This window comes from Nocardia takedensis NBRC 100417 (assembly GCF_000308695.1).
GTDB lineage: Bacteria > Actinomycetota > Actinomycetes > Mycobacteriales > Mycobacteriaceae > Nocardia > Nocardia takedensis.
In genome coordinates, this window is sequence record NZ_BAGG01000078.1 from 26,450 (window position 1) to 49,220 (window position 22,771).

At 70.6% G+C, this 22,771-nt stretch carries 6 protein-coding genes; 3 read left to right on the plus strand and 3 right to left on the minus strand.

Annotation, left to right across the window (positions count from 1 at the left end; translation table 11 throughout):
• Positions 1-142: 142 nt before the first annotated feature.
• From ON30_RS16620 to ON30_RS16630, 3 genes are all read right to left on the minus strand, one after another.
• Positions 143-541 (minus strand): WXG100 family type VII secretion target, encoded by a 399-nt coding sequence (locus ON30_RS16620; RefSeq protein WP_040708218.1) that lies wholly within the window; start codon positions 539-541, stop codon positions 143-145.
• 127 nt (positions 542-668) lie between these two features.
• Positions 669-1,214, minus strand: a complete 546-nt coding sequence (locus tag ON30_RS16625; protein ID WP_040708219.1) for an SUKH-4 family immunity protein — start codon at positions 1,212-1,214, stop codon at positions 669-671.
• 13 nt (positions 1,215-1,227) lie between these two features.
• Positions 1,228-20,844, minus strand: coding sequence for a toxin glutamine deamidase domain-containing protein (locus tag ON30_RS16630; protein WP_157183757.1), 19,617 nt, complete (start codon positions 20,842-20,844; stop codon positions 1,228-1,230).
• On the opposite strand from ON30_RS16630, the gene ON30_RS16635 reads away from it, so the two are divergent.
• The 3 genes from ON30_RS16635 to ON30_RS40390 form a co-directional block, all read left to right on the plus strand.
• On the plus strand, positions 20,831-21,322 hold the full coding sequence (locus tag ON30_RS16635) for a hypothetical protein (protein ID WP_040708222.1): 492 nt from the start codon (positions 20,831-20,833) through the stop codon (positions 21,320-21,322). The genes ON30_RS16630 and ON30_RS16635 overlap by 14 nt on opposite strands.
• 48 nt (positions 21,323-21,370) lie before the next feature.
• Positions 21,371-21,724 carry a hypothetical protein gene (locus ON30_RS16640; protein ID WP_157183758.1) on the plus strand — a complete coding sequence of 118 codons (354 nt, stop codon included), beginning with the start codon at positions 21,371-21,373 and terminating at the stop codon, positions 21,722-21,724.
• 92 nt (positions 21,725-21,816) lie between these two features.
• Positions 21,817-22,771 (plus strand): hypothetical protein (locus ON30_RS40390; protein ID WP_218006272.1); only part of this gene is annotated, 955 nt, incomplete at its 3' end.

The following is a 22,771-nucleotide window of genomic DNA, read 5'->3' on the forward strand; positions in this document are numbered from 1 at the left end:
ACACCATTGGATCGCGTCCCGTTGTACGGGCGGTGTCCTGTGAGGAAACTCGAGCCTGCGGGGTCATGTCCATCGGGACGCGCAACGCGGCCGGGCCGTAGCGCTTTCGGCGACAGCTGTCGAAACATCCTCCACCGGAGGACTATTCGCCCTCCTCCGCCGGAGGCTGTGGCTGCCTGGGCGGACGCCCGGGGATGACGTTCGGCGCGACCGGCGTCTCGTAGCCGCCGAAGCCGTAGGAGGCGTTCACGTCGGTGACCTCCAATTCGGTGACCGCGTCGCGCATGGCCGTGACGAACTGGCCCAGCATCTCGGCGATGCCGTCCATTCCCCCGAGCAGGTTGTCGCGGGCCGGTTTGTAGTTGGCGACGAACTGGTCGCCCATCTTGTCGTCACCCCAGGGCAGGCCGTCGGCCGTCTCGAGCGCTTCCAGCTTGCCCCGCAGCCTGGCGCCGACGCCGCGCACGCCGTCCTCGAGGATCTCGGTGACGTCCGCCGCGTTCGCGAGGCCCTCCGGATCGATTTCGATTCTGTCCGTCATGGCTTCCTCGATTCCGAGTCACACGGTTTCGCGCCGGCACGACGGGCGACACCGACCGGGAGGTACCGGGTATGTCCTGCCACCATAACCCTTCCGCTGCCGGGCAGCAGGATTCACCGGGGACGGATCACACCTGGAAGCTCGCGCTCTCGGGCCACGTACCGGACGGACGACCGATCGCCTCCGCCCACTGCACCGCGTACGCGCAGGCCACATGACTGGTCTCGGGTTCGGTCCGGTAGACGTTGTCGGTCTTGTCGATGATGACGCGGTATTCGCCGGGTTCCTCGGCGGGCGGCGTGGTCAGCGACCGCGCCCGCACGCCGTATTCGATCTCGGCGGACGTCTCCCGGGCACGTTCCACCTGGATATCCCAGGTCGGCGGATAGACCTGGTATCCCGGAGTCGGGCCGCCCGCCTCCACGGCCTCGTCGTACATCTCGCCGATGGTGAGCGGATGCAGACTGGTGTGCGCGGTGACGACGCCGGTGCGGCGGTCCACGACATGGTTGCCCAGCCCCATCCCCATGTCGGAGGCGGCTTCCTCCTCGGTGAGCACCAGGCGGCACACCCAGCCGTACCTGGTCTCGTAGATCGCGAATTCTCGTTCGGTGTCGAAGACGGTCGCGACATAGTCGCGCACCGCTTCGCGCGTGTCCCACTGTCCGGTCATCTGACTCTCCTCGTCATGGCGTCGGCATCGTATCGTCGTTGCCGCCCGTGGGCCGGGCTAAGGTTCGCCGCCCCCGTAGCGGGTGCGTCCGAGCGACCTCGTCGTCGGCGGAGACCGGAACTGCTCCCTCGGGCAGGATGTCCTCGGTCAGCGGGTCGGGCGCGTGGTACTCGCGCAGGCGCTCCCATTCTTCCGGCCACACCCGCATCGGCCGACCGCGCCCGGTCCGCATCAGCCGGAACACGGGCGGTCCCGAGTGCACGCCGGGCAGGACCGCGAACAGGCGGCGGGCCTCCCGCTCGGTCAGGAAGCCGCGGGCCAGCGTGGCGGCGTCCGCGACGGCGTATTCGATGGCGAAATCGTGGACCGAGGACAGTGCGTCGAGGTGGAAGGCGCCGCCGGACTGGACGTCCCACCAGATCGGTCGGTCTCCGCCGGGCGGGCGCACCACCGCCAGCAGTTTGAAGTCCGACGTGTCGGCATCGGGGTGGCGCAGCAGGACGAAGGCCGCGCCGCCGTGGTCGAACCGCGCGGAACCCAGGTCGGTCTCGATGGATTCGAGCTGTTCGAGCGGCGTGCGGCCCGCGGGATCGATCGCGGTCGGCTCCTGTCCGAACAACGCGGTCACTATCTCGCGGCCCTCGGTGCGCAGTCGAGACGGCGAATAGGTCGCCGCGCCCGCGGCGATGAACGCGGACGCCGGGTCGGCGACGGTCGGCGCGCCCAGGAAGGTCCGGATGCCCGCGATCCCCCCGTGCAGGGGATGGACCTGCGGTCCCGTGGCATCGACCACCATGGCCCCGAGCCGCCGCCCCTCGGAGCGCGCGGTGGGCTGCGACGGATCGCCGAACACCACATACCCGCCGCGCTCGTCGTACAGCGCCTTCGAGAGCGGGCTCGCAGCCTCGTCGAGCTCGGCCGGGACCACAACGGGTTCGGGTGCGACCGCCTCGCCCGCACCGTCCCGGCCGGGGTGCTCGTCGGCGGTCGCGGAACGCGGCGCGCCGAGAACCTTTCGGGCCTGGGCCGGTGTCGCGGGCGTGAACCGCAGCCGCGCGATCTTGTCGACCCACCCGGCCGAATGCTCGGTCCACGCCCAGGGCGCCTGCGCGTCCACCCAGACCGCCACCCGGCCCTTGGGCGCTGTCGGATCGGCGTGCACCGAGATCGCGACGGCGTGCGCGCCCGCGATCACCGGAGCGCCGTGGGCGTACAGCTTGCGTTTGGTCTCGGAATCCCGCTTGTGCCAGTCGATCCCGACATAGGCCACCGAGCCGACCGGCAGATCCGTCATCTTGTCCTCGATCGCCGCGATCTGTTCGGCGGCCGAACGTCTGGTCCGATCGTCGCGGAATTCCACCTCGATCGTGTGCGACCCCAGATACCCCTCGGCGAAGCGGTTGCCCTTCGCGCCGGGATCCGCCGGGAGTGGACCGACCTGCGGACCGGCCAGTTCCGGTCTGCCGAGCTGGGTGGAGAGGTAGGCCAACGTGGTCATCTGACAGTTGGAGGCGCCGCCGTGTCGGCCGCGGGCGGTGTTGATCCGCGCCAACAGTTCCGGGAAGTCGCGCGGGTCCCAGTTCGTCCCCGCCCGCAACCGTTGCGCCAACCGGCCGAATTCGTGACGCAAGGTTTCGCTCACACTGCCGAAGACGCCGGGGGCCACCAACCGCGACGGCAACGGCAGGCGTTCGGCCCGCTCGGGTGGGAGTACGCCCGAGTCCGGTGCCGCCGGATCGGCGTCGGCGGTCTCGACCGCGGGCGTCGCCGACGGCGCGGGACCGTCGGCCTGGGTGGCGGCGGGTTGCGCGGGTGTCCGTGGTGTCGGGGCGGCGGGGTTCGGATCACTTTTCGCGTCCGTCATGGTCAGGCGGTCCATGAGGTCGGTCACGGTGGCACGATGCACGTCCACGTCGGCGGTGTCGGCCGTCAAGGTCCGGTGATCGACGACCTTCAGCGCCGCCGCGTCCCACCAGACCGGCCTCGCCTCGCCCTCGGGCACCCACACCACATACGGTCGGGTCCGGCCCAGGTACACCACCGCCACCTCGCCGCTGCGCGCGGCGACCTGGTCGTGGAGCTCGCTCACCTTGTCCGCGAGCGGTTTCCCGGGCTGGAACGCGACCGGCGACTGCCCGCCGAACAAGGACTTCAGCCAACTGTTCCCGGTGAAGTAGTCGCCGCTGTGGCGGATCAGCGGTCCCTTGTCGGGGATCACGTCCTCGTCCCGGCGCGGTACCGCGTATCTCGGCGTCCCCGCCAAGGACGACACCATCGCCGCCGCCGAATCCAGCGGATTGATCTTCCCGGCCGAGGCCGCGCCGCCCAGCGCCGTCAGCTCACCCAACGACACACCGCCCGCGACCCGTTCCCGCGGGTGCCACAACCATCGGAAGCCCCCACCGCGCGCTTTCAGGAGACCCTCGAAGTTCCTCCGGTGCTGTGCGGCCTCGAACACCCGCGACGCTGTGGAGGCCGTGACGGCCACCAGCGCGGCGTGTCGGTATCCGGGGTAGTCGCGGTAGTCGTGTCCCGACCAGCCTGTCTGCGGGTCGGTCCACACCGGTTCGGTCGCCCCTTCCGGCACGTGGATCGTGATCGCGTGCGCGCTCGCGAATTTCGGTGTCCGGTCGTCGGCCTCGTACAGCTTGCGCTGCGGGTCGAGGGGATCGTATTCCTGCCAGGAGATGCCGACGTGGCCGAGATAGCCGGGACCGAGGCGTCGCACGAGGTCCTGGACCGACTGGAACTGCTCGTCGGCGGACGGGAAGAACCCGTCGGGCCGCCGTTCGGGGGCGACCCGTCGGGAGCCGAGCCAGCGCTCGGCCTGCGGGGTGTTCGCGGCGCCGTAATCGACCAGGTGCGGGCCGATTCTCGGTCCGGCGATATCGGTGTTGCCGAGGAGCGAGGACAACAGGGACATCGACGCCCACTGGCAGTTGACGTTTCGGCCCGGGAAGCGTGGACCCGGATGATTGATCGCGTTCACCAAACCGCCGTGCCGCCGCGGATCCCAGAACGGTTTCACCCAATTGGCGCGAATGTGGTCGCGCATCCGCTGGAAGATCGAGGTGTCGACGCTGCCGTAGCTGGGTGTGGCGAACAGGTCCCGTGAGGGCACCTGGATGATGCTCAACTGCTGCGGGGTCAGGCGCGCCGGAGTCGGCCGCGCGGGCGCAGGCACGGTCGGAGCGGGAGCCTCGGTGGAGGAGACTTGCTGCGCGGGTTCGAGTGTCGCGCGCAGGATGACAACGGGTTTCGCGCCCTGCCCCGGCGAATTCGCCGGAGCCCGCACCACCTCGACGATCCGCATCCGGCTGTCGCGGGGAAGGACGATCTCGCCGCCGCCGACCCACACACCGCGGGAACCCGCGGGAACGGCCAACTGCAACAACACTTCCGCGGGCCCCGAGGTCGGCGTGTCCCCCAGTGTCATTCTCAGATAGCCGCGCTCGTGCTGGACCACTCCCACCAGCAGTGCCGGGTCCCGATCCCCCAACGGCGCACCGTCGACAGCGGTCAACCCGGTCAGCCCCGGCAGCGCCGCGACCGTCCGCAACGGCTCCGGCAGCGGCTGATCCACGGCGGCGTCGATCTCGGCCACCCGCTGCCACAGCAGCGGTGCGGTCACCGGCGCGGCGAGCCACCGTCGCAATTCGTTCCAGCGACGGGAGCCCTCGCGCATCGCGTTCAGGACGAACATCGGTTGCGGCTGCCCCAGCACGTGGGTCGCGACCGTGTGCGCGCCGGGCGTCGCGGGCCCCGAGCCGATCTGCCGCAGTTCCGCTTCGCTCGTCGGCCCGACACCCGCGTTCGCCGTGGTCAACAGCGCGTAGGCTTCGGCGAATCTGCGCCACCGCTCGAAGCGCGGCCCCGCCGTCGGCTCGAGCACCCGCACCGTCTCGTCGATCGGACCGTGGTCCTCGGCGAACCGGTCCAAGACCTCCTGCGCGTCGGCGGACAGACCGTGCACCGTCGCCGCGAGACGGCTCTCGCCGTATCGCTGTCCCGCCTCGGCGGAGGCGAACACACGGTAGCCCTCGGCGTCCACGGCGGCCGTCTCGGACTCTTCCTCCGCGGCCGCGCCGTCTTCCTCGGACTCCGATTCGTCGGAGGAGGTGAGGAAGTCGTCCAGTTCGGAATCGTCCGGGTCCGCCTCGCCCGGGACGGCGGGGCGCGCGCGTTTCGCAGACGGTGCGCCCTCGAACTCCGTCGAATCCTCCCGCTTGCGCTTGGCGCCGTCGTCCGACTCGTTCGCGGTCCCGGGCTCTCGGGCGGGCGGTTCGCCGGCGCTGTCGTCGGAATGCTCGCCCTCGGCCGGCGGAGCCCCGGCGTACGGCATCTGCGGCGACCGCGGGCGCGGCGGCGGCTCGGGCAGGGCGAACAACGGCTCAGCCGGGGTAGACAGTGGCTCGGGGAGGGCGGGCGAAGGCGGCTGCGGGGACGGAGGCGCGCTCGGTGAGAACCCGGCCTCCGCTTGTGTCGCGCCGCCCTGGAGTCGCCGCAACGATCCGTCGCCCGTGGCGTCCACATTCTGCTGGACGGTCGCGACCGTGGTGAGCAGGATCTCGTAGTCGCGGCCGCCTTCGAGGGTGGCGCGCGGCACGGTCTCGCGCTCGCCGACGCCCCACCAGACGGTCCGGCTCGCGCCCTCCGGACGGAATCCGACGTAGGCGTAGGCGCCGTCCACCACGACGAGGGCGAGCAACTTGCCGCCGGGATCGGTGGCGATGCGCGTGTCGAAAGTGCGCACCATGGCGCGGTTGGCGGCGGCGCCCTTGCCCGCGAATTCGCGGAACTTCCTGCCGTAGAGCTTCTCCAGGCCCGCGCGGTGGTCGGCGTAGTACTCGGCCCTGCTATCGGCGAAAGGTCCTTCGGTGACGTTGTCGGGGCTCTGCCGCAGCACGTAATCGGGTCGGCCCGCGGCCGTCGTGGTGAACGCGGCGGCGGCCTCGAGCACGTCGAGATCACCCTCGTCGCCCATGACGGTCATCCGCCCCCACGGTCCTCGCCCGTCCACCGAGGTCTCAGGGTGCCGCAGGATCGCGAACGAGCCGTCCGGCAGCAGCAGCGACTCCGCCAACTCGAGCCGATGCTCGTTCGAGGCGGTCATCCGCGGCGCCGACGACGGCACGAAATTGACGAAATAGGCGTTCTTCAGCACGTAGGGCGGAGCGTCGGGGCCGGTGTACTCGCTCTGCAGATCGGTCCACTCGAGTCGTTTCGGACCGAGGATCGGGACGTTGACGATCATGGCGTGCGAACCGTCGGGGCGCGGGGCGTCGCCGTCGAAGATCTTGCGGCCGGTCTGCGGGTCCCGCGCCTGCCAGGCCACCCGGACGTAGGCGAAGTGGCCGCGCCCCAAGCGGAGCATCTGCCGTTCGAGGTCGGCGATCTGGTCCGCGATCGGTCGCCACACGCCGCCGGAAACATACTGCGGGAATACGGTTTTCGATCCCAGATACTGCTGGGTGACCGCCGACATGCCGAAGAACACACTCGCCGGGAGGTCGCCGACGGCCAGACCGGCGATATCGGGAACGTTCACCCCGGTCGAGATCAACGACATCGAGCCCTGGAAGCAGTTCGGGTTCCGGTGCGCCTTGCGGAAGGAACTGTTCATCACGTGCAGCAGTCGCGGGACCGCGTCGGTCGACCACAGCGTCCGCAACTGGCGATCGCCCAGTTCGGCGGTCAGCGCGCGGCGATCGGCCTCGTCGGCGCTGCTGTACACGCCGGGTAGCAGCTGGGTCGGCCGACGCAGCCGGGCCTTCTGTTCGGCGGACAACGCGAACAGCGCCGCCCGCCTCGAGGCGGCGGGCGGCTCGGGCGCGGACGCACCGGGACGGAGGCGGTCCAGCGGGCCGTCTGGAACGTCGGAGGTGAGTTCCAGGCGCGGCGGCCGGAGTTGTGTCAGTACCTCGGCCTCGATCTCGGGGCCGAGGCCCGGTCGCGAGGTCACCCCCGTGATCCGCAACCGGGTACCGCGCGGCAGCACCAGCGTGCCGTCCTCCGCCATCCCGGCGGCGGTTCCCAACCACAGCGCCGACGCGCCCGCGGGCACCCGCAGGTTCAGCAGTACCTCACTCCGGGTGCCCGGATCGGTGTTCGTCAACGACGTGAACACGAAACTCCGCGCGGTGTAGACCTCGCCGACCGACGGCCCCGGACCGTCGTCGAGGGCGTTCTCGCTCTCGGTGAGCATCGTCGACGGGTCGACGTCCCAGCCCGTCACCGTCACGGTGACCGGAAGCGGCTGGGACACCGCCGCGTCCAGTTCCGCGATCCGGTCGAGGAACGCCCGCGCGGTCAGCTCGCCGTTCAAGTAGTCCGCCATCCGGCGGATCGTGCGATCGGCCCGCTGGAGTGCCGCGAACCGCCGGTTCTGATCACTCGCGGCGAACACCGTCGCCACCGCCGCGCCGCGTTCGTCGCCGACCAGGTCGGCGCGATCCAGCAGCGGCGTCAGGTCTTCCACATCCAGGGGAACCTTGCCGATCAGATCGGTCAGCGTGGTGAACGCGCGGTGGTCGCGGCCGAATTCGACCATGTCCTCGGCCCAGTTCTCGACCCCGACGCTCGTGAAGGCCCTGGCGGGTTCGGCCCACGGTCCCCGTTCCGTCAGTGCCGTGACCATCTTGTCGGCGGCCGCACGCTGATCCGGCGACAGCGTCCGGTAGCCGTCGCCCAGGCGGGTGTCACCGAAGCGCTGGGCCTGGTCGGGAGAGTCGAACGACTCGAATTCCTCCGCCGCCGACTCCGCGGGCGGGTTCGCGCCAGGGGCCGGTTCCGCGACGCCGGACGCGCTCGGCCCGCGCCGGTCCGCGGGCCGCATCAGCGCCAGCGAGCCCACGTTCTTCTCGTCGACGTTGTTCCGGATGACCGCGGCCGTCGAAGCCAACGTCTCGTAGACGCGTCCACCGTCCATGGCCTCGCGCGGCACCAGTCGACGCTCGGTGACGCTCCACCACAGCGTCTTCGAGCCGTCCCCATCCGTCGGCGCCGTGCCGACGTACGCGCGCTCGCCGTCCACCAGGACCAACGCGATGCCGTCCCGCTCGGGCAGCTCCTCGATCCAGCGTTCCATTCTGTCGAGCGTCGATCCCGGCGCTTTGCCCTGCTTGCCGGAGCGCTGTCGGAAGTCCATGCCGAACAGGAACTGGAGATCCTTGCGGAAGCGGAGGCGGTTGTGCTCGGCCGGGTCGAGGAAGACCGCTTCGCCGCGCTGCGAAGCTCGCGCGGGCACAGCGTAGTTGGGTCTGCCCGAGGCGGTCGTGGCGAACGCGGCGGCCCCTTCGAGCACGTCGATCTCGCCCTGCTCGCCCATGATCGTCAGCGCGCCCCACGGCTCCGCTCCGTCCACCGAGAGCTCGGGATGTCGCGCCACCGCGAACGACCCGTCCGGCAGCCGCACCGAATTCTCCAACCGGGTCCGGTGGTCGTCGGAGTCGCTGATGAGCTGCGCGGTGGAGGGAATGAAGTCGATGCGCGCCCCGCGCCGGAGCACGTTTCTCGGCGGGGTCGGCCCGGTGTATTCCATCTGCAGGTCGGTCCACTCCAGCCGTTTCGGCCCCAGGACGGGGACGCCGACGGTGAGTGCGTGCGAACCGATGAGCCGCGCAACGCCGTTGTCGAAGATCTTCTGGTTGGTCTTGTCGTCCACGGCCTGCCAGAACACCCGCACGTAGGCGAAGTGTCCGCGACCCAGTTTCAGCATCTGCCGCTCGAGGTCGGCGATCTGGCGCGCGATCGGGCGCGCCGCGCCGCCGCTGAAGTATCGCGGCATCACGACTTTGGACCCCAGATACCGTTCGGGGACCGAACTCATGTCGAAGAAGGCCGTCTTCGGGAAGTCGCCGACGGCCAGACCCGGCACGTCCGGGACGTCCACCCCGGTGGACAGCAACGACAGCGAACCCTGGAAGCAGTTGGGATTCGCGGGCGAACTCCGGAAGGCGCGGTTCATCACGCCCAGCAGCGGCGGGATCGCCGCGGTCGACCACAGCATGCGCAACTGCCGACCGGCCAGCTTCTCGACCAGCGCCCGCCGATCCCCCTCGGAGACACTGCCGAACGCCTCGGGAAGCAGACCGGACGGACGCCCCAGCCGCGCTTTCCGCTCCGGCGACAATCCGAACAACGCCGTGTGTCCCGTCACCGCGGGCGCGAGTTGATCGGTCGCCGTGAGCGTGTCGAGCGCGCCCACGGGGATGTCCGAGGCGAGTTCCAGACGCGGCGGCCGCGCCTCCGCCAGCACCTCGGCCGCGACGTCGAGACCGCCGCCGGGCCGCGCGGTCACCCCCGTGATCCGCAGCCGCGAGCCGCGCGGCAGCACCAGCGCGCCGTTGTCCGCGAGACCGGCGGCCGTCCCCAACCATAGCCCGGAAGTCCCGGCGGGAGCGGTCAGATTCAGTCGGATATCGCTGTCGCCCACCGTGTTCCCGCCGGTCAGCGACGTGAACAGGAAGGTCGAGGAGGTGTAGACGCTGCCCACCGCCGGGCCGGTGGGATCGTTCACCGGGCGGCCGTCGTCGGTGCGCAACGCGGCCGGATCGACATCCCATCCGGTCACCCGCACGCCTGCCGCGAGCGGTCGCGTCACCGCCGAGTCGAGGATCCCGATCCGCTCGAGCATCGCGGGGGCGGTCGGCGAACCGCCCAAATATTCCGCGGACGCCCGGATCGAGCGATCGGCGTGCCGCATCTCCTCGAAGCGCGCGTCCTGGTCGTCGGCGTCGAAGAGGGCGACCACCGCCGCGCCGCGCGGGTCCGCGACCAGATCGATGCGATCCAGCAGCGGGAGCAGATCGGAGACCTCGGTCGGCGTCCGACCGAGCAACTCCGAGAGCCCCTGGAACACCCGGTGCGGACCGCCCATCGCCGCGAGCGCGCCCGCCCAGGTCCGCACACCCAGATTCGCGGCCAGCGCGGCCGGTTCGAGCCACGGCCCCGAAGTGGCGATCGCCGCGGCCATCGTGCCAACCCCGGCCCGCTGCTGCGGCGTCAGCGTTTGATATCCGCCGCCGAGGTACTGGTCCGCCGCGCGGTGCACCTGTTCCGGGGAAGGCGTTCCCTGAGCCGGATCGTTCTCGGACGCTTGCGGATTCGCGGCGGCGGTGGCGAGGTCCCTGTCGTCGTCGGACTCGCCGTCGTCGCCGTCGGATGCGTCGTCGTCGCTGTCGGGTTCACCGTCGGACTCGCCGCCGAAACCGTAGAATTCGCGGTCGAATCGGTCGTTGTCGCTGTCGGATTCGCTCGACTCGTCGTCGGTCGTGGACGCACCGTCCTCGATGGTCGCACCCGGCAGAGCGCCGAAGCGGTCCGCGTCGGGAAGTTCCGTGGTGGCCGCCGGAACCGTCGAGCGGACCTCCGTCGCCCGGTCGGGTCCGTCGCGGCTCGCCGGACCGGCGAGCACTGTCTCGCCGTCCGGTTCCGAGGGCGATCGCTCGCCCGGCAGGTCGACGGTCACGGACGGATCGTCCGCCGACTCCCGTAGGACGGTGGCGGACTCCGAAGCTGTCTCCAGCGACGGCGATCGCCCGCCCGGCAGGTCGACGGTCACGGACGGTTCGTCCACCGACTCCGGCAGGACGGTGCCGGACTCCGGCACGTGCGCGGCGACCAGGGCGAACGATACCGGCGCCGACTCCGACACCGACACCTCGGAGGCCGACTCGACGGCATACCCTTCCGCCACGTCCCACCAGAGCACGCCGCCCGGCAGGGCGGATGCGCGCAGCGCGAGCAGCACGGTCGGGAAGTCCTCGAGCGCGCCGACCTCGACGACCGCGAAGGAGAACGCCGGCAGTCGCCGCACCTGTGACTCGATCGTCTCGAGCGCGGGCCGGGTCTGCACCTGTCCGGGGTGGTCGCCGGCCGGAACACCGTCGACCAGCGGGCGCAGCGGTCGGCCGAGCCGTTCCTCGATCTCGGTGCGCGCGGCGAGATTCAACCGCGTCACCTCGTCCCAGTTCACGCCTTGGTCAGGTGTGTGCGGCAGCGGCGGCGCGATGCGGATGTCCTCGCCGAGCACCGAGAGGCCGGCCGCCGCGGCCTCGTACGGGATGGTGGTCGCGTCCCACCCCATCGCCGGGGTCTGCAAGGCGACCTGGGAGCGGACCAGGGAAGGATCACGCGTCGCCGCGTTCGGCGAGCCGTGCACCGCGGCGCGCATAGTTCGCAGTCGCTCGGCCGTGTCGAGTATCCGGCGGCGCGGCGCGGTCACCACGGTCAGCTCGGTCGCGGTGGCCGTCAAGGCGGGCGGGAGCACTGAGGTGAAGCCGGCCATGCCCGGCGCGAACCACCGCACCGGTCCGCCGCCCGCGGGCGCCACGAGGCCGACGGCGTAGGCGACCGGTTCGGTCGAATCCGTCGCCGGGTCGAGCACGTTCGCCGGCACCGTCATCTCGACGTAGCCGATCGCGCCCGCACCCAGCCCGGCCACCGCCGTCTCGACCTCCGCGAACACCTCCGCGCTGGTCGGCGGGTCGAAGTCGGCGTCGGGGCGCACGCCGTGCACGCCGGTCCACTGCTCGACCTGCCCCAGGTCGGTGGAGGAACGATCGTGGGCGTCGGGGCCGATCACCGCGCCCACGACATCGGGCCGCCCCTGGAACGTCGACAGGTACGCGCGCACGACCACGGCGAAGTTGCCCTCGCGCCCCGGCTCCCAGCGAACCATGCGCTGCCACAGCGATTCGAAGGCCGCCCGCTGCGGACGCTGCGCCATCGGGTCCGCCATCTGCTCGAATTCACCGGTGGACAGACGGGTCAGTTCATCCAGTTCCGCGCGCAGGCCCGGTTCCGGCTCGGCGTAGCGCCTCGGTGCGGCAGCCGAGGAGGGCAGCGGCCACTCGTTCGCCTCCGACAACTCGGCCTGCTCGTCGTCCAGATCGAGATCGAGCACGTCGTCGTAGATCACGTCCTCGACGGAGGCGGCGTCCGTCCCGACCGGCGTGGCGGGTCGCGCCGCCATGGCCCGGAGTTCCTCGGTGATCGGGACCCCGCCCAATCCCACGTCGTCCGCGAGATCCTCGGTAGACACGTTCATCTCGCCGTCGCGGACCCACTGCTCCATCATCTCCCGCAGGACCGGTCGCGAGCGGGGCGGAATCCGTCCGTAGACATCGCGATCCGGCGCGGAGTCGGCCGTCGGGCCGGCGGGTTCGTCCTCCCTGGACATGTTGTCGAGCAAGGCCTGCGAGGCGGCGCTGACGTACTCGACACGCGACGTGCCCGCGAACGGCAGTTCCCCGAAGGTGTAGGTGCGCCCGGCGGAGGCGTCCCACCACACCGGTTCGGTGACGCCGTCCTCCCGCGGGAACGTCACCGTCCAGGGCCGCCCGTCGATCAGCACCGCGGCGGTCCTGCCGCCGGGGCCCGCGGCTTTCACCTCACCGTCGATGAGGCTCGGGTCGCCGACGGCGGTCAGGTCGGCGGACGGCCCGCCGAACAGTTTCACCAGGTCCGCGCGTTCCCCGTCCGCGTCCTCACCGAGGTCGAATTCGTGTCCGTCCGGGGTGAACTCGGCCCGGGCGGGCACGGCGATCCGCGGTAGGCCCAGCGTGGTCGACACGGCGGCCCGCAGGATCTCGAACGGCGAATGCCCCGATCCGGCGTCAACGACCAGGAGCGAGGCCGGTGTCACACCGGTGGGACCGGGACGTCCCGGGTGGCGGTGCGCCTGGAAACCCTCCTTCGACCCGGCGGGTCCGACGGACTGCTCGAGGTCGTGTCGACGCTGAGCCGCCCCAGCGACCAGTTTCGCGGTCGAGGCCGTGAATTCGACCTCGGCCACCCCGGGCGCGAGCGAGGAGATGTCGGTGGCGACCATCCCGGTCTGCGGGTCGACCCAGACCGGACCCCGCGCCCCGGCCGGGAAGACGATCGCCAGCACGTGACCGCCGTCGGTCAGCGGCTTTCCGTCGGCGAACATCGGCTGCCCGGTGGTCGGATCGGTCTTGTGCCAGCGCAGACCGACCGCCGCGAACGCACCGGGACCGAGGTTCTTCACCCGGTCGTAGACGGCCTCGAAGCGCTGTTCGACCGGCATCGTCGTTCCGTCGGGCCGTCCGCCCACCCGCAGCGCGCGCGAACCGAGCCACCGCTGCAACACCGCTTTGTTGGCCAGGCCGGTGTCGAACGGATGGCCGCCCACCTTGCCCGCGGCGAGATCCGGTTTGCCGAGGAACGTCGACAGGAACGCGTGCACGGCCTGCGCGCAGTTGGTGAGCCGGGCGGGCGCCAACGGTCGCGGTCCGTTGATCGCGTGACTCAGCGGCGTCCCGTCGCCCAGCACGGTCGCCGGATCGACGAAGGCCCGGTACGCGCCGTTCGGCAGGCGCAGATCCGCGCGCAGGCGCTCCAGCGCCGCGAGATCGACACTGCCGTAGGTCTTCGCGAAGTGGTCCCGTGACGGCGTCGGGACGAGAGCCAACTCCGCCTGCGACAGCGCGACGGGCTGTGCGAGAGCGGGTGTCACCGCGGGCGGCGGGTCGACGGCGGTCGGTGACGGCCGGAACATCTTGTCGACCGGTTCGTCCTCGTCGTCGGAGAACTCGTCGTCGGTGAGCGCCGAACCCGCCGTGGACGCGATGTCCGACTCCTCGGAGAACACCGACGCCAGGTCGGAATCGTCAGAGTCGTCCGAGATTTCGGACATCGCGTCGGAGTCGGCGAACACCGACGGCTGATCGGCGGCCATGACCGCGAGGGGCGAGGGCAGGACCGGCATCGGATTCGGGCGCGCGGGCATCGCCCGCGGCGGCGGGACGTCCGCCGCCGCGCCGTCGACCTCGGCCGCGTCGTTGACTTCGATATCGGGATCGGGCGCGCGCGTGCGGAAGTCGTCGTCGTCCGAGGTGTCCGGGTCCGAGGTGTCGGCGGGATCGAACACGTAGGAGACGAATCCGACGCCGCTGACCGCCATTTCCTCGATGCCGTAGACCTCGCCGCTCTCGACGTCCCACCACAGCGCCTCGGGATTCGGTCCGCCGGTGATCACCCCCAACACCGCGAAGTGCAGTTCACCGCGCGGACTGGTGAACTCCACGAACCCGGTCGACCCCGACGGCAACTTGTCGAAATTGTCGATGACCTGGACGAAGTCTTCCCGCAGGAAACCCGCCGACTCGTTGACCTTCTGCAACGGGCCCTTGAACGCGCGCCGCACCTCGGCGCGTCCGCGTTCCATCCAGCGCGGATCGTGGAACCGCTCGGGCAGTTCCATCTTCGACAGCAGCAATTGCGGTCGTCCCTTGAAGGTTCGCCTGCCCGCGATCGCCGCGTCGTAGGTGTCGAACCGTCCGCCCGCCGCGCCGGAGGCGGCGATCAACCGGCGGTACGGGGCTTCCGGCCGCGGCTGGGTCTCCGGATGCGGAGAACCGAGGAACCTGTTCGGGGTCCGCGAGTCCACCAGCGCGTCCTCGAGACTCCGCTGCTGGGTGTGCGCCGCGAGGACCCGGGCCGCGGTGGTGAACACGACGTAGGTGTCACGCACGCCCTCGGGTGGCACCGGAACTTGCTCGGACACCTGCCTTTTCGAGTAGTCGAGCCAGGCGGGCGCGGCGAGGGTCGGCCTGGCCACGGCCACGACGTAGTCGACCGGCGATCCGTCGGGGCCGGTGACCGTGCCGCCGACGTAGGCCATCGCGCCCGGCCCCAGGCGATTCACCTGCGCTGCGACGAATTCGAGGACCTCCGCCGCGGTGGCCTGCGTCCCGTCCGCGTTGGTCAGATCGGTGTGGCGGCGCGCGCCGAGTCGCCGCTCCACCACCGCCGGGTCGACGTGCCCGCTCTCGGGTGCGTAGAAGTCCGGGCTGCCTTGGAACAGGTTCAGGAACGCCAGCGCGGCGACCCCGCCGCCGCGCGCGTCCCCGAACATCGCCGCGGTGAGCTCGATGATCCGCGGACCGTAGGGGTCCGCGTCGGGTGGGTAGGAGATCGGATCCCGGTAGGCGGCGTAGCCTCCTTCGACCCGCATCAGATCCTGGAGCGCCGCGCGGGCCGGATTCACCGCTCCCGGCGCGTACTTCGCGGACAGCTGGTCGAGGTTCGCCATCTCGTGCGGCGCGGGCCGCGCGCCCGGAGCCTCACCGATCCGACTGAGTTGCAGGTGCAGGAGCACGGGAGGCTCGGCGCGGCGCAGGTTGTCGAACGGGTCGCGCGCCGGATCGAGCGCGAAGGACCGCTGCTCGGTGGCGGGAGTGAAGATCTCGCGCAGTGTGTCCGCGTCGGCGATCACATACCGGGCGTCGGTGTAGTGGGCGAACCGCGCGCGCGTCTGTTCGTCCAGTGGCGCGCCCGCGTCCATGGTGACGCCGCTGACCAGGTCCCACCACACCGGGCTCGTCGTGCTCGCCCCCCTCTTCGGGTAGACCAACAGCAACGGCGCGACGGAGACACCGTCGTCGAGCAGTGCCAGCGCCGCCGAACCCGGACCGTAACGCGGCGAGACGATCTCGCCGTAGATCGACGCGAGACGTTCCTGCAGGGAACTCCACGGCGCACCCGCGGGCCGCAGCAGCATGCGGAAGGTCCGCTGCAATTCCGCTATACGCCCCGACCGGTACAGCGTCGTCCGATCGATCAGCGCGCCGTCCCGGTTCAGCGGATCCCAGATCGGGGCCTCGAACTGCGGGTTGCCGGAGAAGGTCGAGGCCGCCGCGATCCCCAGGCCCACCGGGGAGAACGTGCGTCCCGGACCGATCCCGCCGAAGGCGATCTTCGTCGCGTAGGCGCTCGGGTGCAGGTAGGCGAGGGTGATCGAACCGTTCGGGCGCAACGCGGCGGTGAGATCCCGCAGATGGGCCGCGGCGGCGGCGATCCGCTTCGGATTCGTCAGACGGTAGGTGACGCTGTCGACGTGGGTGGTGAACGCGTCGATGTCGGCGGTGGCCACCGCGTTCTGCGCGTCCGCCCACACCGGGGTCGTCGCGGTCGCCGGGAAGACCAGCGCGATCGAGTGCGGTTCGCTGCGCAACCGCGCACCCGTGCGGAAGTGCAGTTTGGGCTGCCCGTCCGCACCCACCGCCTGCCAGCGGATGTCGACGAAGGAGATCGTCTGTCGCTCCGGGTCGTTCGCGACCGCCCGGTGGATCGTGTCGAACTGCTGCTCGATCGACAGCGGCGTGCCGCCCGCCGCGAACAGCGGATCCCACGCGGCGGCGCCCAACCGCTGCGACACCAGTCGCTGCCGCACATCGTTGCCGAACTCGAACCGCAGCGCGGGAGCGACGTCGGGTTTGCCGAGGTAGCCGTGCGTGAAGGCCAGGGTGGCCAGCCAACTGTTGTTGCCCCGCCCGGGCAGATAGACGCCGGGGTCGTTGATCGTGCGCAGCGGCCCGTTCCCGTCCGCGTCGGTCCTCCGCGGATCCCACAGGACCTCGAAGCGCCCGTCGGCGCGCCGGAGTTGCCGTTGCAGCGTCCGGAAGGGGGGACTGTCGGTCGCGGTGGTGACCGCGAAGATCGGATCGTCCGAGAGCAGCGGGATCGCGTCCAACTCCTCGGCCGACAACGGCGCGGCGGGCATCGGCCGGGACGGGTCGATCACCGGCGCGTCGAGGAAGGACACCCGGGCCAACCACATCCGACGCGACTCGGCATCCGACTCCGGGGTGCGCGGCACCTCCTCGACGTTGTCGTCCGCGAAGTCCATGTCGTCGTCGGCGAAGGAATAGGTATCGGCTTCGGGGGCGATATCGTTCGCCGAGTCGAGGGAGAAGAACGCGTGCGCGGCCCCGAAGGAGGTGCCCGTGAGGACATTGCGGATCCGTTGCGCGGGAGCCATGACGGCGAACACGGTCCCGCCCGGAACGAGCGGCGCCGTGATGTCCACCTGCGCGACCGCCAACGGCTCCCACCAGGACGTGTAGTTCCGTCCGTGCAGCGCGAGCACCGTCCCGACGAGCCAGCGGTCACCTCCCGACGAGGCGTTGCCCGGCACCTGCACCACCGCGACCGAGCCCGCACCGTAGGCGTCGCCGCGCAACAGCGAGTCCATGTGCGTCAGCTGTTGCGACAGCGAGGAATTCGACAGCGACACCGGTATCGAGGTGGTGCCGAGCAGGTCCTCGATCGCCATCATCGGGTCGCCCTGCCGGAGCAGGTCGGCGACGGTGGTCCCGCTGTCGACGATCAGCCCAGGCGACAACGGCACGGCGAACCGCGGGAAACCCGAGAACAGTGTCACATAGGCCGCGACCACCTCCTCCGCAGCGAACACGGCGTCCGGTCCCGGCGTGCCGAGCATCACCAGCGGCCCGATGTTCCGAGGGATCGGGTGGACGGTGGTGTTCGCCGCCGCCCGCAACATCGCGAGGATATCCCGCGTGCGCTCACCCGCCGCTTCGATCATCTCCGGTGTGGCCACGGCATAGGACACCGAGAAGGTGCGTTCGGCCAGATCGTCCAGATCAGCGCGCAGATCGTGGGCCGAGCGGTCGATCCACACCGGCCCAGCGCCCTCGGGATGCACCAGCGCCAGCACCCGCCGATCCCCGAAACCCGAATTCTCGTCGTCGGATTCGTCCCCTTCGCTGTCGTCCCCTTCGCTGTCGGAATCGGGAAGCGTCTGCACCAAGACGTAGGCGACGGCTCCCGGACCGAGGTCGGCCACCTTGGCGCGGATCTCCTCGAACAGCGGTGCGGTCTGCCCCGGACCGAGCGACTCGTACCGGTCGGCGGGCACCCGGATCAGCGCCGAACCCAACCACTGCTGCGGCAGACCGCTCATGCCGAGCATGCCGAGCGGGAACGCCCGGGTCGAGGGCCCGGCGATATCGGGCGCCCCCTGGAACGCCGACAGGAAGGTCAACGTTCCGAGTGCGAAGTCGTCCAGATCGTCCGGGTCGACCTCGCCGCCGATCAGATCGGCGATGGCGATCCCGTTCGGCTGGAACGTCTCCGGATTCCACCGCGCGAGATACCCACCGTCGCGGTCGCGCACGTTGTCGCGCAACCGTTGCAGCGCGGCCTCCGGGGCCGGACCGTGCATACTCCGGATCTGCATGGTCGAAGGCCGGAAGATCGGTCGACCGTCGTTCTCTGTTGTACCGATACTCGGTGACGCGGGGGCATTCGAGGTCGCAGGACCGGGTGTCGCCCCCTGGACGCTCGCGGGGCGCATCGAATCCGGCTCGGTCACCGAATCCGCCGGTGTGTCAGGGGATTCCGAATCCGCTGGCGTCACCACGACCTCGGGCCTCGGCGGCGTCGCGGCGGGCTCGATCGTCGGCGGACTCACCACCACTTCTGGAACAGGAGGCGTCACCACCACCTCGGGAACCGGCGGTATCACCACGTCCGTCGGCACGGGCCGTGTCTCCACGGCTTCGGGCACCGGGACGGGGACCGGCGGCATCGCGATGTCATCCGATGTCGGTGTCGTCTCCGCCGCCTCGGAAACAGGTGGGGCCGCTACTTGTTCGGTCGCGGAGGAGGCCGTCTCGGGAATCGGCCTGGTCGTCGTCCCGGGCACCGAGGAGTTCACCCCCTCGGACGGCTGCGTCTCCTGGTCCGGGGGCGGCGGCTGGGTCCGGGTGTTCGGCTCACCGAAGTGCCGGTTGTCGTCCCGGCCGGGGCCGCCGCGCGAGTCCGGGTCGTCGGGCCCCGAGGTCTCGACGGATTCCGCGGCGTGCTCGGCGGGCAGGTCGCCCGGGAGTTCCGCGAGCACGGGCGGCGGCGGTTGCGCGACGGCGTGCAGGATGTAATCGGGGCCCTCCGGCCAGGTCTCGGTGCCCGGGACGATCTCCGCGCCCGTGATCGACCAGACGGTGTCGCGGGGCAGGACCACCTGCGGACGTCCCGGCCCCGAATTCACCCAGACGCCCTGGCTGCCCGCGGGAAGGCGCAGGTCCACCTGGAAACGCCCCGGGGTATCGGCATCGCGGCCCAACCCGACGGACAGATGTCCGGCCGACCGCTGCTCCACCCCGATCAGCCGCGTCGGGTCGACGCCGTCCCACGGCTGTCCCGCGAGGGTGGTCACGGTCGAGGGGTCCGCGAGCGCGAAGGTCGCGCGCAAGGGTTCGGGCAGCGGTTGAGCGGTCGCCGCGTCGAGTTCTTCGGACCGATCCCCCTGCTGGGCCTGCGGATTCGCGGCGAACTCGTCCAGCGCGCGCCGCCGCGAATCCGGGAGGTTGCGGTAGGTGTAGCCGAGATCCCGCTCACCCCAGGTGGTTCCGATCTCCGCCGTGGTGAACTGCCGGTAGCCGTCGTCGTCCACGGTGGTCTCGCCGGGCGGGGCCTCCGAGATCGGAGGCGCGCCGGGCGGGAGGACGGCGGTCAGGAGTTTGTCGATGGTGTTCTCGCGCAGATTCTCTCCGTCACCGGTGACGTAGGTGATCCGATCGACTTCGCCGTCGGCGAAGGTCGGCGGCGTCTCGGAGAGACCGGTGCCGTACAGATCCCACCACAGGGGACGCGGATCGGGATCGCTGTCCAGCAGTTTCTCCGGATAGACGACCGCGTACGGAGCGACGACGCCGTCGGCCTTGGCGACCGCCACGAATGCCACGGAGCGAGGCTTTCCTGCCTTCACCTCCGCGTGGATCGCGTCGATCTGTTGCCCGATCGTCAGCCCGTCACCGGGGACCTCGGCCAACGGTTTACGGAACCACCTGTCGATCAGCCAACGGCCGCTGCCTTCGATTTCCCGAGGGTCCGGCGGCAGGTTGTCGATGTTGAGGTGATCCCAGTGCGGCACCGCGAAGCGGGGATGACCGAGGAACGACGCGAGGGCCGCGACACCGACCTCGTACGGACTGAAAGTCCGTCCCGGGCCCGGACCGGCGAACATCACATACGCGCCATAGGGCAGACCGCCCTCGACGGAGGTGTAGCCCGGTGGCCGATAGGCCAGGAATTCCGACCCGCCCGGAGCCGGATTCGGGTCGCGCAGAGCGTCTTCCAGATCGATGGCGTGCTGTCCGGCCGCGAGCATCAGATCCGGCGTCGACGCGATGTAGGTGACCAGAGCCATCCCACGGGTGCCGCGCGTCGGTTCCGTCGACATCTCCTCGGTCTGCGGATCGGCCCAGACCAGCCCCTTCGCCGAAGGCGGGTAGAGGACCGATGTCGCGTGGTTGGTGATCACCCCGACGTTCTCGTCCTCGTCGGCGTTCGCACCGGGTTCGGCGCCCCACTTGACTTCTTTCTGCACAGTCACACTGGCCATCGAGCGTTCGCCCAGATCGTTGCGCATCTTGTCGCCGAGTCGTCGCAACTGCTCGTCGCCCGACCACAATTCACCATCCGGGCCCGCCCGCACGACCGCGATCCGCCGCGCGCCGAGCAGACGTTCGTGCCGGGCGATACCGCCACGGTTGACATCGCGCAGTACCGAATCGATGACCGGCGGTGCGACCGTCGGTTGTCCGGCGAAGTTCAGCAGTTGCGCTTCGACACATATCTCGCAGTTGGTGTTGCGGCCCGGGAAGGACATGCCCGGACCGTTCACCTGTTCACCGATCGCGCGCCCACCCGACACCGCGGTGTCGCGGGGATCGGCCCAGATCATGATCGTGCCGTCGGCGTCGGTCATACTCTCGGTGATCCGCTCGAGGTCGCGCTGGTCGACGCTGCCGAAGATGCCCGGGTAGAGGTCGCGGCGCGCGCGGGTGATCACTCTCATCTGCTGCTGGGTCGGCACCCACGGCGTCTGCGTCCGGGTGTCCGTCTCATGGTTCGCGGCGGGATCCCGCGTCGGTTCGGCAGGAGGCGCGACGGACTCCGCGACGGTCGGCGCGGCCGCCATCGCGGCAAGCTGGAAATCGGCGTCGGAGAATTCGTTCGCCGCGGACTCCGACCCGATCGCCGGATTCCGCGGCGAGGCCGACCGGGTCGTCTCCTGCGACGTCGCCCCCGAACGCGGACGGACCGGAGCCGCGTTATCGCTCACCCCCGCGTCGAGCGTGAACGCCCGGCCAGGACCGCGCGGCGCGGTGGGCGCTCCGGCGCGCGGCGTCTCGCTCGACGGCGAGAGGGTCGGGGAGGCAGGGGTGGCCGGGCGGACCGTGGGCGACGGTTGCTGGGTGGTCGTGGGCTGGTTGGCGACGGATTGGTGGGCTGTCGACGGCTGCGGGGTCACGGACTGGTGGGGCGTCGGCTGATGCGGACCCGCCAACGGCTGCTGCGTCGCCTGCACAGGTTGCCGGCCGTTGACCGGCTGGACTCCCGTGGACGGCGTCGCGGGCGACGGCTGCGCGGGCATCCCGGACGTGGTCGACTCGCCGACCTCCTCCGAAAGCGCGGGCGTCGACACGTCGTCGCCGACGCGATGCTGCCCCGAGATCTCGGCCGCCCGCGTCTCGATCTCCGAGGGTGTCACCGCCGTCGCCAGCGGACCGCCGTCGACCGGCCGACCGTCGACACGTGTCTCGACGGGAACGCTCGGCGCGGGCGCGGGCTGGTCGACCGTCGTGTCCGGCCGGAACGCCACATCCGGGGACACCTCGCCCCGGTCGTTCGTCTCCCCCACCCGCACCGGCGCGGGCCCGCTCTCGACCGCCTGATTCTCCTGCGACCGCGACTCGTTCACCGAATGGTCGGAACCAACCGGCCGTTCTCGATCGACCTGCGTGGCCGAGGCGGGATGCGACGCGGGATGCTCCGGCGTATCCGGCCGCTGCTCAACAATATCGGGCCGCTGCTCAACAGTATCCGGCCGCTCCTCAATGGCATTCGGCTGCTGCTCAACGACATTGGGCCGGTGATCCCCATCCGCTTCCTGCTGCCCGCCCTCCTGCCGGCCGCCTTGCTGTTCGCCGCCGCCCTGCTGCGCATCCCGGGGCCGCTGCTCGCCCTCGTGCCCGCCGCCCTGCTGTTCGCCGCCGTCCTGCTGCGCATCCTGCGACTGCTGCTCGCCACCCGGCTGCCGGCCGCCTTCGTGCTGATCCTCTTGCTGCGCGGCCTCTTGCTCCCCGCTCTCCTCCGACAGACCGCCGTCCTGCTGCGGGGAACCCTCCTGCTGCTCACCGACCTCATGCGGCCCGACGCCGTGCTGCTCGGCCGACTCCTGCTGACCGACTTCTTGCTGCTCGACCGACTCCTGCTCGCCCTCGACTTGCTGCTCAGCCGATTCCTGCTGCTCAGCAGACTGCTGCTGCTCACCCTCTTGTTCTTGGGAATCCTGAGGCTGCTGCTCACCGTCGTGCTGCTCACCGCCCTCGTGCTGCTGATCCTGTTGCTGCCCAGCCTCTTCCTGCTGTTGCTGCCCCTCCTGCTCCCCCACCCCCTCCTGCCCGGGCTCCTGCTGCCCACCCTCCTGCTGGAGGCCACCGTCCTGCTGCTCACTCCCCTGCTGGGCAACCTCCTGCTGCACACCCTCCTGCTGAACGGCCTGTTCGCCACCGCCTTGCTGCACACCGTCCTGCTGGGCGACCTGCTGACCACCACCCATTTCGTTGCCTTGCTGCCCGCCGTCCTGCGACCCGAACGAATTCGACTCTCCCCCAACGATCGGCGACTGCTCACCACCGACCTGCCGGCCACCGAACTGCTCACCTCCACCCTGCTGCGACACCGACGACGGCGCGCCGGCCACCTCCGACGTCGACGCC